12 protein-coding genes are annotated in these 14,715 nt (G+C 58.5%); 3 read left to right on the top strand and 9 right to left on the bottom strand.

Annotated features, from left to right (window positions below; genetic code table 11):
* Positions 1 to 70: 70 nt before the first annotated feature.
* The 5 genes from EFQ99_RS16620 to EFQ99_RS16640 all read right to left on the bottom strand — a co-directional run bounded on the left by EFQ99_RS16620 (position 71) and on the right by EFQ99_RS16640 (position 5,216).
* Positions 71 to 1,009 carry a LysR family transcriptional regulator gene (locus EFQ99_RS16620; protein ID WP_126922093.1) on the bottom strand — a complete coding sequence of 313 codons (939 nt, stop codon included), beginning with the start codon at positions 1,007 to 1,009 and terminating at the stop codon, positions 71 to 73.
* Between the two features lie 56 nt (positions 1,010 to 1,065).
* Positions 1,066 to 2,520 (bottom strand): NAD-dependent succinate-semialdehyde dehydrogenase, encoded by a 1,455-nt coding sequence (locus tag EFQ99_RS16625; protein WP_126922094.1) that lies wholly within the window; start codon positions 2,518 to 2,520, stop codon positions 1,066 to 1,068.
* A gap of 70 nt (positions 2,521 to 2,590) precedes the next feature.
* Positions 2,591 to 3,517, bottom strand: a complete 927-nt coding sequence (locus EFQ99_RS16630; RefSeq protein ID WP_126922095.1) for an NAD(P)-dependent oxidoreductase — start codon at positions 3,515 to 3,517, stop codon at positions 2,591 to 2,593.
* A gap of 105 nt (positions 3,518 to 3,622) precedes the next feature.
* Entirely contained in the window at positions 3,623 to 4,447 is an 825-nt protein-coding gene (locus tag EFQ99_RS16635; protein ID WP_126922096.1) for an SMP-30/gluconolactonase/LRE family protein, read from the bottom strand.
* Between the two features lie 25 nt (positions 4,448 to 4,472).
* Positions 4,473 to 5,216, bottom strand: coding sequence for an SDR family oxidoreductase (locus tag EFQ99_RS16640; protein ID WP_126922097.1), 744 nt, complete (start codon positions 5,214 to 5,216; stop codon positions 4,473 to 4,475).
* Positions 5,217 to 5,412: 196 nt separating this feature from the next.
* On the opposite strand from EFQ99_RS16640, the gene EFQ99_RS16645 reads away from it, so the two are divergent.
* Positions 5,413 to 6,798 carry an MmgE/PrpD family protein gene (locus EFQ99_RS16645; protein ID WP_126922098.1) on the top strand — a complete coding sequence of 462 codons (1,386 nt, stop codon included), beginning with the start codon at positions 5,413 to 5,415 and terminating at the stop codon, positions 6,796 to 6,798.
* Between the two features lie 18 nt (positions 6,799 to 6,816).
* On the opposite strand, the gene EFQ99_RS16650 is transcribed toward EFQ99_RS16645, so the two are convergent.
* From EFQ99_RS16650 to EFQ99_RS16665, 4 genes are all read right to left on the bottom strand, one after another.
* Positions 6,817 to 7,602: a glucose 1-dehydrogenase gene (locus EFQ99_RS16650; protein ID WP_126922099.1), complete on the bottom strand. Its 786-nt coding sequence runs from the start codon at positions 7,600 to 7,602 to the stop codon at positions 6,817 to 6,819.
* 68 nt (positions 7,603 to 7,670) lie between these two features.
* Positions 7,671 to 8,888: an ABC transporter permease gene (locus EFQ99_RS16655; RefSeq protein WP_126922100.1), complete on the bottom strand. Its 1,218-nt coding sequence runs from the start codon at positions 8,886 to 8,888 to the stop codon at positions 7,671 to 7,673.
* Between the two features lie 30 nt (positions 8,889 to 8,918).
* Positions 8,919 to 10,442: a sugar ABC transporter ATP-binding protein gene (locus tag EFQ99_RS16660; RefSeq protein WP_126922101.1), complete on the bottom strand. Its 1,524-nt coding sequence runs from the start codon at positions 10,440 to 10,442 to the stop codon at positions 8,919 to 8,921.
* A gap of 32 nt (positions 10,443 to 10,474) precedes the next feature.
* Complete coding sequence (locus EFQ99_RS16665) at positions 10,475 to 11,497, bottom strand: sugar ABC transporter substrate-binding protein (RefSeq protein WP_126922102.1); 1,023 nt, start codon at positions 11,495 to 11,497, stop codon at positions 10,475 to 10,477.
* A 471-nt stretch (positions 11,498 to 11,968) separates the two neighbouring features.
* Between EFQ99_RS16665 and EFQ99_RS16670 the strand changes: the two genes are divergently transcribed.
* Positions 11,969 to 12,994 carry a zinc-dependent alcohol dehydrogenase family protein gene (locus tag EFQ99_RS16670; RefSeq protein WP_126922103.1) on the top strand — a complete coding sequence of 342 codons (1,026 nt, stop codon included), beginning with the start codon at positions 11,969 to 11,971 and terminating at the stop codon, positions 12,992 to 12,994.
* Positions 12,995 to 13,135: 141 nt separating this feature from the next.
* Complete coding sequence (locus tag EFQ99_RS16675) at positions 13,136 to 14,707, top strand: Re/Si-specific NAD(P)(+) transhydrogenase subunit alpha (RefSeq protein WP_126922104.1); 1,572 nt, start codon at positions 13,136 to 13,138, stop codon at positions 14,705 to 14,707.
* Positions 14,708 to 14,715 lie beyond the last annotated feature (8 nt).

A 14,715-nucleotide genomic window follows, 5' to 3' on the forward strand; every position in this document is an offset into this window, starting at 1 on the left:
TTTTTGTTGACGGGTAGCAGTTGTTGACGCCTCAAGTGATTTCACTGAGGTAATCAACTGCATCGGATTGCTATACCGGAAGCTCTTCAACCTCCCTATCCCTGCAAAGCTCCATGCCTACCTCGGTCACGCACGCGACTAGGTCCTTCCGCGGCTGGTCCATGACGTACCCCTCGCGGAAAAACACCGCGATATCGCGATTAAGGGTCGGGTCGAAGAATGGCAACTCGTAGAGCCGTTGCTCTGCAACCTCCTCGCGGACGGCGTGTGCCGGCAGTAGAGCCAAGTGCTCTGTTTCGGCTACCAGTGATTTCAACAGTGATACCGATCCGCAAACGGTGATCTGGGGAAGGGGAGCGTCCATGGTTTGCATGATGTGATCCAGGACCGTGTGGGTCCTACGCGACGTCGGGCTGATCCACGGATATTTCACGAGATCGGCCCAGGTAAGCGTCTCCAGCTTCCGCAAGGGGTGATTTATCCCGGCTATCACGCGCAGGGTGTCACGGAACAGGACGCGCTGACGTAGGCCATCGAGCATATCGAAGACCTTGGTAAAGCCGATCACGAAGTCAAAATCGCGACGAAGAAGGCCCGTGAGGAGATCGACCTGAGCGTTTTCAACGACCTCGAGGTGTCCACCCTCGTGGGTTTCGCGCCATTTGCTGAGGGCCATAGGCACTATTTTGCTGGCAAGGCTGGGTAGGCTGCCAATGCGAATGGACTCGCTGCGGCAATCGTCCGCATTCAGGAGGTCTCGTTCGGCAAGCTGAATCTCTTCCCGTATAAGCCGTGCGTGACAGTAAAGGATGTCGCCCTTTCTCGTGGCGACGATCCCCTTAGGTCCACGTTCGAGGAGCTGCATCCCAAGCTCGGCCTCCAGACGGTCCATCGACGTTGACAAGGCCGGCTGCGACACGCTCAACTGGCGTGCCGCACGGTTCAAACTTCCCTGTTCGATAACGGCGGCAAAATACAGAAGCTTTTTGGGATCGATCTCGAGCACCATCGCTAGAACTCACCTCCATTCGTTCGCGGAGGAGTCTAAAGCTTTGAGCTTGAAAATCAAACTTTTACCCGACGCTCCGCGATCGTTTTCGCGACGGTATAGCTGTGGTACATCTCTGTTCCACCCTCGCGTCCGATCCCGCTCTCTCGAACGCCCCCGAAGGGTGCGTCTCCACCCGGGCTGGTAAACACGTTAAGGGCTACCGATCCAACCTGAAGCTCCCGTGACAGATAGTCGGCGCGCTCCATGTCGTTGGTGAAGACAAAGGCTGCAAGCCCCATGCTGAGGCTGTTGCTGATCTTCAGTGCTTCCTCCATGGAGTCTACTGCCGTGCATGGAGCGATAGGACCAAAGGGCTCTTCGCTCATGACCCGGGCCTCCAGCGGAACGTCGGCCAGAACCGTGGGGGCGTAGAACCATCCGCGGTTGCCGACGCGCTTTCCGCCCGTCGCGACCCTTGCGCCGTGGTAAACAGCGTCCTCGACGAGGTCTGCCATCGCCGCCAACCGACGCCGATTGGCGAGCGGTCCCATCTGAACACCTTCGGTAAAGCCATCGCCCACTTTGAGCTTGCTGGCCTTTTCCGAAATGCTTGAAACGAAATCGTCGTAGCGCGAGCGATGGATCAGGAAACGAGAGGGGGCAGAGCAAAACTGCCCAGCCATCCTGAACTTCCAGTTCACCGCAAGCTGGGCGATCTCGTCGACACTGGTGTTCTCATCGATGAGGACAGGCGCGTGGCCTCCCAGCTCCATGAGGACCGGCTTCATGGTCTCGACCGCCAACCGTGTCAGATGCTTGCCCACATTGATCGAACCGGTGAGGGTGACAAGGCGGGTGATAGGCGAGAGGACGAGCGTTTTCGACACCTCGGCCGGATCGCCGAACACGACATTCAGCACGCCCTTTGGAAGGCCGGCGTCGAGGAAGCACTGGGCAAACAGACATGCTGTTGCCGGCGTCTCTTCTGCCGGCTTGAGGATGATCGAGCAGCCAGAGGCAAGAGACGCGCTGATCTTGCGGGACGGCGCGCTCATAGGAACGTTCCATGGCGTGAAGGCGGCGACAGGACCGACAGGTTCGCGAACCACAAACTGCTGGATCGGCGGATCGGTGGGGACAATCCGACCGTAGAGGCGTCGGATTTCCTCGGAGTCCCAGTCGAGGAACGTCGCGGACCGCTCGATCTCAGCGAGGACCTCGGCGTAGGTGCGTCCAGATTCGGCCGTGAAGATCGGAGCGATATCCTTCGCACGTTCGCGGACGAGTGCCGCAGCGCGTCGCATCACCGCTGCCCTCACTGTCGGAGGGGTCTTCCGCCACGTCTCGAAGCCGCGAGCCGAGGATTCAAGTGCGTTCTGCAGGTCCTGTGCCGTCGCCTTGGGTACCTGACCAAGGATCGACTCGTCGCTGGGGTTTTCCACCTCGCAAAGCGGCTCGCGATCGTAAATCCATTCTCCATCGATCAAGAGGCCGATCTTGGGGTAGGTGAACTGATGCTTGTCGGTCATTTCGTTGGTCCTTTGGAAATCGACCACCATCGATTTCGCTTCTAATTGATGTGTCGGTTCAGTTCGCCGGTCAGGGCAGCGTCGCCAAAAAAGCTAGGACCTCGTCCTCGGCGATCCGGGCACCTCGAGAACGCTGACCCCAGGTCTGGCCGCCAATGTGCGGTGTCAGGATTACATTGGGAAGCGCCGCCAGCCGGGGAGGGACAGTCGGTTCCGTATCGAGAACATCGAGCGCTGCACCGGCGATCGTCTTGTTTTCCAGAGCGGCAATCAGTGCTTCTGTATCGACAAGGTTACCACGACCCACGTTTACGAGCCGCCCCTTTGGGCCGAGCGCTGCAAGTTCACGAGGTCCAATGATGTGCTTGAGATCGGCGGTGCCTGGAACTGCGAGGACAAGAACGTCACTCGCCTCTGCCAGTGCTTCCCATCCATCATAAAGGGACGCGCCGAGGCCCTCGTTCGATCCCCGCCGTAAGCCTGCAATCTTCATTTTGGAGGCAGCCGCTCGCGTGGCGATGGCTTGACCGATCCGCCCGCTCAGACCGCCGATCCCGATGGTCATGCCAACAGGGCTGTCCCCCACGTCAAATCTACCAGCCTGCCAGTCGCCGCCACGCGCAAAAGCGTCGGCGCGAACAAGATCGCGGCAAAGCATGATGGTCAACGTCATGGCGAGATCGGCGACATCGTCCGTCAACGCTTCTCCCACACAGCGAACTCGGACGCCGCGCTTCTCAAGACCCGCGATGTCAATCTTGTCGCTGCCGGCTCCCTGCGAAACGACAAAACCCAGGTTAGGCAGCTTGTCAGCAAGGTCTAAACTGCAGCCTCTTGTGGCGCTGGTCATCAGAACCCGCACATGCGACCGGTCGATCTCCGATACCTCGGCGACGCCTTCGGGTCCGGCTATGATCCTGATCAGGTCCTCCTGATCGAGCTTGGGGTATGTCATGCCGGCGAGCGGTGGAAATGACAGGATGGATTTTACAGTCATGGCAGCTTCGATTTGATTGAGTTGGCGTCAGGCTATCGACCGAAAGGGCGGGTTTCAACGCGCCCTTCGTCGGCCCTATAGCTTTATGTTATACCACGGGCAGCATCAGAGATCGGCGTAGAAGACCGCGCTTTTGCGCAGACCTGCAGCCATGTCCGCATCGGACCCCAAGAACGCCGTCATGAAGAGGCGGTTGCCGCTATCGCCGCCGATCGTGCAGGATATTGCCGATCCATCGAACTTGAAGGTATCGGTAATTCGCCCTCCGTCGAGCACGCGGACGAACTCTCCCGTGTTGTAGATGCCGGCCCAGATAGCTCCTTGAGCGTCCGCACAGATACCGTCGGGCTGGCGGCCGTCGAGGTCTGCAAAAACACGACGGTTGCTAAGATTTCCAGAGGTGTCGATGTCGAACGCGGTGATACGGGCTTTCCAAGTCTCCGCAACGATAAGCGTACGCCCGTCATCGATGACTACTGAGCCGTTCGGAAAATCCACGTTCTCCGCTGCGACGGAAATCGATCCATCTCGTTCCACCCGATGGAGTTTAGTGCTGCGTGGGGGATCATTGGCAACGAAGTCGTAGCCGAAGTCTCCAACGAAGATGCGATCGGAGGCATCGATAGCGAAGTCGTTCAGCCACCATTTCGTATGGGCCGACAGGTCCGCATGTTCGGTTATCGCCGAGCCATCAAAACGGAGAAGCTTGCGATCCTTGGCCGACACGATGATCAAGGAGCCGTCAGACATAATACCCAGACCTGATGGCCGGTTAGGAATGTCCAAAGAGTGGCAGTGCTGACCGTCGTTGTTCAGCGCATATACCTTGTGATCGAATACGTCGGACATCCACAAGCGACCGTCGTGCCACTTCGGGGCTTCCAGAAATAGAAAGCCGTCCGCGAGCAAGCGCGGATTTCCCTCTCCCATTGCATTTCCTCCCAGTACGGCTGGCTTACCAGCCGCCGTCGCAATGAATGTCCTGTCCGCTTATAAGGTCCGCCTGCGGAGAGGACAGAAATACTGCGAGATTCGCGATGTCGACAGGCTCAATCCTACGCTTGATGCTCTGCCGCTCGAGAATCCATTGGTGATAGGCCTCCCGCTTCTCCCCGAAATGCCTCCATTCCGCGTCCGAGAGGACTGCGCCGGGCGAGATGCCGTTCACCGTGATGTTGTACTTGCCCAGTTCCCGGGCCATCGACTTGACCAATCCGAACATCGCGCCTTTCGAGGCGACGTAGGGGACAAAGCCTTCCCAATTCCCATTGAGGGTGAGAGAAGTCAGGTTGATGATCTTACCGTACATCTTCCGCTTCATGTGCTTGCTGCAGGCTCGAGCTAACACAAACGCGGCAGTAGAGTTCACCCGCACTTCTTCCTCGTACTCCTCGATGGAGAACTCTTCATGGGGCTTGTTCACCACAAAGGCTGCGTTGTTTACCAGAATATCGATGCCGCCGACGTTGTCGGCGAGCTGCTCGACCGAGGTCTCGAGATCAGCGAGTTTGTTTAGGTCCGCACCGAAGTACTCGGCGTCACGAGCCAAGCCGCGGACAGTTTCGGTTGCATTCTCGGCTCCCGGAAGGTCGGATGCGATGACCCGCGCGCCTTCTTGGCCAAAACGTTCGACCAACGACTTGCCGATTGTCCCGAGTGCGCCGGTGATCAATACGGTCTTGCCAATCAGTGACGTCATATTCTCCTCCATGTTCTTTCGCTGAACTTTCCATTTTGGAGGTCGAATGAGAACCACCAATGTCGCATGCAATGGCCGAGATATAACTTAAAGCTATAAGGTCGAAGTTCCTGAGCGACGTTGACGCAGGTTGGTGGTGAGATCATTTTCGGTTCGTGCAACATCAGGTCACTGATCAGGAATAGGGTTTTAGACAATGACTGATGACGCGCGCGATCTCGTTCATATCTTCGGTGCACATGCTGCGGAGGTTAGCTATGATTGCCTCGATGACGACGCGCGCTGGGCCGCGAAAAAGAGTATCCTCGATACCCTTGGTGTCATTTTGGCTGCCAGCGGCATGGAACCGGCCGTCCAGGCTGTGGGGGAGATCGTCGCCGAAACCGGAGGGCGACCGGAGTGTACCGTTCTCGGATTTGGGGGACGGGCTCCAGCTTTGATGGCGGCCATGGCAAACGGAGCGCTTGCCCATTGCCTTGACTACGACGACCAAACCCCTTGGGGGCAACATACAGCGAGCTCCATTGTGCCAGCCGTCTTCGCTTTAGCGGAGAGGAGAGGTGGCGTTCACGGAAAAGACCTGATCGCTGCCGTGGCCGCTGGCCAGGACATTTTCGCGCGGCTCAGGTGCAATGTGGGGTGGAACAAGGACTGGAACCTCTCGACCGTCCTGGCGGTCTTCGCGGCGGCAGCTTCGGCCAGTCGCGTGATGGAGCTGCCTGCTTCGAAGACCGCAGCAGCGATGGGGATCGCTACCATGCAATCTTCAGGCATCATGGAAATGGTGGCGGGCAGGGGAAGCGATCTGCGGGGAATGTACGCAGGCTTTTCTGCAAAGGGAGCGGTGCTTGCTGCAATGATGGCTGAGAAGGGCGTCACCGGGATCGACAAGGCCTTTGAGGGTCAGTACGGCTTCATGAACACCTATTTCGGCGGTCGCTATGATCGCGAGAAGATAGTGGAAAATCTCGGGCACGACTTCCTCGGGAGCGGGACGTTGTACAAACGCTGGCCATGTGTCGGCACCGCGCACAGCCACATGAAGGCGGCCATCGATATCGTGTCCCGCAATAACCTTCAGCCCGAGGAGATTGCAGAAATCCGTCTTCACGTTGGCGACTACCATGACCTGATGTGTCAGCCTCTTGAGGAGCGCCGCGCGCCGGCCACTCTCGCAGATGCCAAATTCAGCCTCCCTTATCTTGTCTCGGTGGCGATCGTGCGCAGGGGGATGAGCGTCACCGACTTCACAGATGCGGCGCTCAACGACGAAAAGGTGCTTTCTGTCGGGCGGAAAATGAGCCTAGTGCGTGACCCTGCGCTGGACTGGAAGCTGGAGCTGCCACCTGGACGCGTCGAGATCACAACCCGTGACGGTGGACGGTGGATAGAGGAGGGGCGTCGAGTTCCCGGCAACGCGGACAATCCGATGAGTTGGGAGAATGTCTGCGTGAAGTTTTTCGAATGTGCATCCGTGGCCAAAAATCCTGTCCCGGAAGCAGTTTCGGCGAAGGCCGTAGCCCTCGCCGAACACTTGGAAACTCTTGAAGACGCAACCGAACTGGTCAGGTGCTTTGCCTGACCAGCATTGGGTGACGTCTTAAATTCCGGCCGTCTGGCCACCGTCGACGATCATCGCGTGTCCGGTGACAAACCCCGCGGCGTCGGAGCAAAGCCACAGCACAGTTCCGGCGATTTCCTCGGGGCGTCCCATGCGCCCGATGGGCTCTTGGGCAATCATGAAAGCGCGCCGCTCTTCGGTGTCGTTGGTATAGCGGGAGATCATGGGCGTATCGATGATCCCGGGGCAGATCGCGTTCACACGGATACCCTTGTCGGCGTACTCCAGCGCAGCGACCTTGCTGGCCGCGACGACGCCGAATTTCGATGCGCAGTAGCTGGATTGATTTCGGATCGCCAGCACGCCTGCGCCCGAGGACGTGTTTACAATGGCTCCGCTACCCTGTTTCAGCATAATTTCGATTTGATACTTCATGCACAGGAACACGCTCTTCAGGTTAACGGAGATGATGCGGTCCCATAGCTCCTCAGAGATGTCGCCGATCGGCTGGGCCGGCTGTTCGATCCCCGCATTGTTGTGGGCCGCGTCCAATCGCCCGAACGTTTCCACCGTCTTGTCCAGTGCGGCTTTAACCTGGTCGCCCTTGGTGACGTCGCAGATGATGGGCAATACCTTGCCGCCTGCATCATTGATCATCGCCACTGTTTCGTTCAGGCTCTTTTCGCTGATGTCAACGGCTGCAACTGACGCGCCGGCCTTTGCGAAGGCGAGGGCAGTTGCCCGTCCTACGCCGCTCCCTGCTCCGGTCACGAAGGCAACTTTGCCGTTGTAGTCTACCCGCGGGATATCGGTCACGAACTTCACTCCAGTGTTTCAAGATAAAGACGAGCGGCCGCGGTCAAGTGACGCGCGGCCGCGGGATTGTTCTTAGGTCAGCCGCCGGTCTTCGACTTCGACTTGTTGCCGCCTACGGTGTAGATGGCCGCCGCTACCACAACGACGATGCCTTCGATCAATCCCTGCCAGTTCGCGCCGAGGTTCAGCATGTTGAACCCGTTGGTTAGCGAGAAGAGGAGGAGAGCGCCAGCGAGGGTCTTGATGACGCTGCCCGCACCGCCGAACAGGGAGGTGCCACCAAGGATGGCCGCGGCGATGACCGTCAGTTCCGCGCCGGAAAGGCCCGCAGGGTTGATGGAACGAAGGCGGCTTGCAAAAAGGATGCCTGCGAAGCCGGCCGTCCCGCTGCAAAAGACGAACGCCATGAGCTTGTACAGTAGGACATTGATGCCAGAGAGGCGCGCTGCTTCCGAGTTGCCGCCAACCGCATAGAGCCGACGCCCAACCATGGTGAAGCTAAGGGTGAACCAGACAATGGTCGTGAAGATTGCCAGATAGATTACCGGATTCCGAAGCGTAAGTTCGCCGCCCGATGCCCAGGCCAACAGAAGGAACCCAATTCCGCCAATTGTCATTCCGATCGAAGACGGGCGTACCGGTGCCTTACTGCTTACCGCCTTGATCAGGCCGATGATGCCGAGGGCCAACAGAACGACGCCCCCGGCCAAAATCAGCCAAAATCCGTCGTGACGGCCGCCTTCGAACGCCTTCATAGTTGCGATGACATTCGGGTCGGATGCCGACAGTGAACGTCCGTCGGTGTAGATGAGAACCAGGCCCCGGACTGCTGTCATTGTACCGAGCGTAACGATAAACGCATTGATGCCGAGAAACTGGACGATCGAACCGTTGATAAGGCCGATAGCCATCGCAACCGCCATTGCCAAGGCAGCGGCGGGGATAAACCCGATGGCATCGGCATTGCCGATGAGGACGACAGCCGCCAGCGCGGCGACCGATGCGACCGACAAGTCGAAGTTGCCGCTGATCAGTACCACAGTCATCGCGACTGCCATGATCGCCATCAGCGACGACTGGTAGACAACGTTCGACAGGTTCAGAACGCTCAGATAGTTTGCCTGGCCAAGGTAGGTGGTGAGCAGGGTCAGCACCGTGATCAGCAACAGCAAAGCGTAGTAGACGCCGCGCTCGCGCAGACCGAACATGCGACGCCAGTTTGTGGATGGCGATACGGTCTGCACCTGTGAAACCTCCGGCATCTTCTGGGCTGGACTCTGTGTGATCGTGTTCATGATATTATCTCGCTTTCTCAACGATGCCGGTTAGTGGACGGCAGCTTCGGGGGAAGCAGCCTGGCCGCCGGCAAGCAGAAGCAATTCGTGTTCAGATGTTTTATGGCCGTCGCGCACCGCTACGCATTTGCCGTCTCTGAGGACGATGATGCGGTCGGATACGGCCAGGAGTTCCTCGAACTCAGATGAGACGATGATGACGGATTGGCCTTCGCTGGCCAATTTCCGGACGAGCCGCAGGATGTCGGTCTTTGCTCCAATGTCGATACCAGCCGTGGGCTCGTCGAGCAGGAAGAGCTTCACGTCACTGAATAGCCACTTGGCGATCGTCACCTTCTGTGCGTTGCCGCCGCTGAGTTCCTTGACGAGAATGTCGGGTGAGCTCGCTTTGATTGAGAGCATGCGGATAGCTTCCCAGCCGCGCTCTCGCTCTCGATCTTCGATCGGCATGGAGTTCATCACCGAGACGCCACCGAGAGCGGGCAAGGTCGTGTTTCGCCAAATCTCGAAGTCCGGCACAAGGCCTTGAGCCATGCGGTCTTCCGGGACCATGCCCATGCCAGCTTTCACAGCCGCACCTGTATTTCTTGGCACAGTTTCCCCGTCGAGGAGAACAGTTCCTGTCGCGTCGCGATCGGACCCGTAGATTGCATGCAGCAGTTCACTTCGACCGGAACCGAGGAGGCCGGCGACGCCAATGACCTCGCCCCGAGCGACGTCGAGCGAAATAGGCCCGAACCGGCCTTTCGAGGCCAGGTTCTGCAGTTGCAGGCGAGCCTTTCCTGTAGTGGGCTCCCGTTCCTGAGCTTGGCGTTCAAGTGCGACGATCTGCTTGCCCACGATCGCCTCGGCGATGCGGTCTTCGTCCAAGTCCGCTGTATTGGCACGAAGGACAGCAGTGCCGTCGCGCAGTACCGTCACCTGGTCGGTCAGTGCCATCACTTCGTCAAGGAAGTGACTGACGAATAGGATCGCCTTGTTCTCGCCTTTCGACAGCCGGCGCACGGTCGCGTAAACGAGTTCGCGCTCTTCGGCGGCCAGCGAGGCTGTCGGTTCGTCCATAACGATCAGATCGGCACCAGTGCCGACGGCAGTCATGATCGAGACCATCTGGCGCTCGCCGATGGAAAGGTTTCCTACCAGCGCATCGGGATCGAGCCGATAACCGATGCGCTGGCACAGTTCTTCATAGTCGCGGCGGCTGCTCGACGCGAGCCGCCACATTCCCCGGTTTCCGAGATAGATGTTCTCGAGAACCGAAAGCGTCGGGACCAACGGAATGTGCTGGTGAACAGTGGCGACACCCATATCGTTGGCAGCTTTGGGGCTGTCCCACTTGACGGGCGTTCCGCGCCAGATGATCTCTCCAAGGGTGGCCCAATAGGCCCCCGATAGGATTTTGATCAACGTGGATTTGCCGGCTCCGTTCGCGCCGAGAAGGCCGTGGACCTTGCCCTGCTCGATGTCGAGATCGACACCGCGCAGGGCGAGTGTGCCATTGGGAAACCCCTTAACAACACCGCGTAATTGCATGATAGGGTTCACGTGTTGCATAAGGACACCTCCCATTCATCAATCGAAAGATTTCACCACTGCTCTGGGCAGGAGTCGATGGTTTCCTTCGTGATGGGCGGCATGTCGTAGGACACAAATCGGCCCTTGGGGGTTTCCGGCTTCGTCGCGGCCTCGTACATGGCGTCGAACATCAGCTTCCCGAGAAGCTTAGGCCGCGTGCAAACCGATCCGTCCATTTCGCCGGCAACGATGGCGTCGTGGCCGAGCTTGGAACCACCGCCAGTGGCGATTAGTTTGGGCTTCGAGTTCGATGCGTCGATCGCACGCGCGCAGCCGATGGCCATGTCGTCAGCGTGGCTGTAGATGAGATCGATATCCGGATGTGCCGTCAGGAAGTTCTGGCAGACGGATTCACCTTCGTCCGGCGTCCAGTTCGTCGGCTGCTCAGCTACGATGTCGTACTTCGCACCGGCCTTGTCGAGGGCAGCCTTGAAGCCATCGGTGTCGAGCTTGACAATGGTATAGGCCGGATCGCCCATGACGATACCGATCTTGGCCGTCTTGTCCTTGGGCAGAAGTTTGGCAGCCATTTCGCCCGAGACGTAACCCGCCTGGTAGTTGTCAGTAGCCACGAGGGCGGAGAGGCCCGGGTAGGGGTCCTGCAGCTTGCGCTTGGCGGAGTCACCAACTTGGAGAGCTATTGCTACAACCGGGATTTTTGCGGCGTTGACCTTGTCCACGAAGCCTTCCGCAACGACGGAGTCGAGCGGAAGAAAGCCAATCGCGTCGACCTTCTGCGACATCAGATCGTCAAGCGAGTTACCTTGCTTTTCGACGCTGCCGCGCGGGTCGAGAACGACCGTCTTGACGCCCTTTTCCTTGGCTGCCTCTTCGAAACCCTTGGCCGTCATGACGTTGTAGGGATATTCGAGACTTGCGGGGACGTAGCCGAAGGTCAGGTCCTTCGCCATGGCGGAACCAGCGAAGAGAAGGGCCGTCAAGGCGAGCGCGGACTTGCGGAAAACCGAGCCGGAGATGGACTTGGAATGGGTGCGGTATCTGTTCTGCGTAGCGTGCATGGAATCCTCCCTCATGCATGTTGCTCCAACCGATCCCATCGTCTCAAGACGTGGGTCTCCGGCATCGGTCTCCGGTATTTCGACTTGGCCAACAGCCAGTATTGCCAAGTAATGTGATGGGCTTTGCGAGTGTGGCCTACGCTCCCGAATGGCCAGTAGCTCGTGCCTCCTGATTAAATTGGGTAACACGCTAGAACTGCTCAAAACAGTGGGGCGTCCGTCACGGTATAACCTCGGGTTATAATGGTCTGATCCCGGCCTTCCGGCCCTAAATACGGACGTAGTAACTCATCGACGGCGGCCCGAAAGCAGACCGATTGGCAGGATTAGGTATAATGTAGGGCTATAGCTCGCCTCGGTCCTAGCCGCTTTCGACCCATATCGTTGTTGTGCCGATACGCGAGATTTGCGAGCACCAAGGTCGTTGCAAGCGTGCCTCGGACATGCGTTTCCAGCAGGCTAGCCAAAACCGACGGAGGATTGGAAATGAAGGGTCTCGTGTTTCTGGGCGAGGGGAAGATGGAGCTTAGGGACTATCCCGATCCGACTCCTGGTCCTGATGAGGTTGTCGTCAGGATCAAGGCGTCCGGGATGTGTGGGAGCGACCTGAACCACCTCAACGAGCCCAAACGACGCGAAGAACAAATCGTTATCGAAGGGCACGAACCCTGCGGAATCGTGGAAGAGGTCGGTTCGGCAGTTCGTCCTTGGGAAGCACGTGTTGGCGACCGTGTCATGGTCTACCACTACGATGGCTGCCGTACTTGTCCAAATTGCCGGACCGGGTGGATGCAAAACTGCGACAACACCCGGATCGCCTTCGGTGGCAATGGGCATGGCGCGCACGCACCTTTCATGAAGGTCCCGGCTCATACGATCATCAAGCTGCCGGAAGAACTCTCATTCAATGCGGGTGCAGCTGTCGGCTGCGGTAGTGGGACAGCCTACGCCGCCTTGAAGAGGGTCAATCTCCTTGCTGACGAGACGATCGCGGTTTTCGGACAAGGGCCTGTGGGCTTGAGCTGCACGGTATTCGCCAAGGCCTTCGGTGCTCGCGTCATTGCGCTCGATGTTGGCGAAGAGCGACTGCAGATGGCCAAGGACTTCGGGGCGGACTTCGTCATCAACCCTATGAAAGACGATCCCGTGAAGGCGATACGCGACCTCACGAAGGGTGGGCTGGGAGCAGACAAAGCCATCGAATGCAGTTCTAATTCGGTGGCCCGCCAACAGGCGCTCCAGGCTACCAAGCGTTGGGGGACGACCTGCCTGGTAGGTGTCCATGGCTCGATGCAGTTCGAATGCAACGAACTCATCACCAATCAGAAAAACCTCGTGGGCTCGCTGACCTTCAACAAGAACCTTCAGGACGAATGTGCCGGTTTCGTTGCCGAACGCGGCATTGACGTCGACGCGCTCTTCACACACGAGTTTCAACTGGATCAGGCCGTCGAGGCCTACGCTCTCTTCGAGCAGCGTAAGATCGGCAAAGGCGTGTTCGTGTTCGATTAAGAGCATCGCCGCGCTCGCGCGCTCGTCGAGCGATGTCGCAGCCAAACTTCCCCCCAAAAGGAAATCTCCAACTTCGCGAGCGGTGCGCAAAGCACCGCTTTCGCCGCGGGCTTCGGCCGCACGAACTTCGGATAGAACTCAATGAAAATCGGATCACTGAAAGAGACCACCGAGCGAGAAGCTCGTGTGGCACTGACCCCTGACAGCGCTCGCCAACTGATAAAGCTAGGCCACGAATGCCTTGTCGAGAGCGGTGCGGGCGCGAAATCGGGTTTCTCGGACGAGGCGTATCGGTCGGCGGGCATAGTTGTCGTCGAGGACGCTGTTGCATTGTCCGCAGCGTCGGATGTCTTGGTGAAAGTTCGTCCACCACAGCCGGACGAGCTGGATCGCCTCTTTGCGGGCCAGACACTCATCTCATTCTTCTATCCAAGCCAGAACGAGCGACTTCTTCAGCAAGCGGTCGAGAGGGGCGTGAACACCATCGCAATGGACATGGTTCCACGAATTTCCCGTGCGCAAAAGATGGATGCGTTGTCGTCGATGGCAAACATCGCGGGATACCGCGCCGTGATAGAAGCAGGCAACAATTTCGGACGCTTTTTCACCGGTCAGGTAACCGCTGCTGGCAAGGTGCCGCCAGCGAAGGTGCTGGTAATCGGAGCCGGCGTCGCCGGTCTAGCGGCGATCGGAACGGCGACGTCGCTCGGGGCGATCACCCTTGCGTTCGACGTTCGCCCCGAGGTGGCCGAGCAGATCGAGTCGATGGGAGCCGAATTCGTCTATCTTGACTTCGCGGGGCAGCAAGATGGCTCCGCATCTGGCGGCTATGCCGCCCCGTCGTCCCCTGAGTTCAGAGAAAAACAGCTTTCGAAATTCAGGGAGCTTGCTCCAGAGGTCGATATCGTCATCACGACGGCTTTGATCCCCGGGAGGGATGCTCCGAAGCTCTGGCTGGCGGACATGGTTGCGGCGATGAAACCGGGGTCCGTCGTCGTTGATCTTGCGGCCGAGCGTGGAGGTAATTGCGATCTCACTCGGCTCGACGAAAAGGTCATCTCCGATAACGGTGTTACAATCATTGGCTACACCGATTTTCCGAGCCGCATGGCGGCACAGTCTTCCTCGCTATATGCGATGAATATTCGACACATGCTGGCCGATTTGACGCCTGGCAAGGACGGGAAACTCGTTCACAACATGGATGATGATGTGATCCGGGGAGCGACGGTGGCGTTCGACGGATCACTCACCTTCCCGCCACCACCACCGAAAGTCCAAGCCATTGCAGCTCAAAAGCCCCGTGAAAAGGCAGAGGAGCCGACAGCAGAGGAACGGCGGGCAAAGGAAACTGCTGCTTTCAAGGTGCAGACGAAAAATCAAGGCCTGTTGCTTCTAGGCGGCACCGCGCTGCTACTCGTCCTCGGAGCGTTTGCTCCCGCGAGCTTCATGGCGCATTTCGTGGTCTTCGCGCTGGCGTGCTTTGTTGGTTTCCAGGTTATTTGGAACGTATCTCACTCGCTGCACACTCCGTTGATGGCGGTTACCAATGCGGTGTCGGGGATCGTGATCCTTGGGGCACTGCTTCAGGTCGGCTCCAGCGACTGGCTGGTCGCGACACTGGCGGCGATCTCCATCGCTATCGCCACCATTAACATCGTCGGGGGATTCCTGGTGACGCGGCGAATGCTCGCCATGTTCCAGCGGTCCTGATCTGAGGG

Source organism: Rhizobium vallis, assembly GCF_003985155.1.
GTDB classification, from domain to species: domain Bacteria; phylum Pseudomonadota; class Alphaproteobacteria; order Rhizobiales; family Rhizobiaceae; genus Rhizobium; species Rhizobium vallis.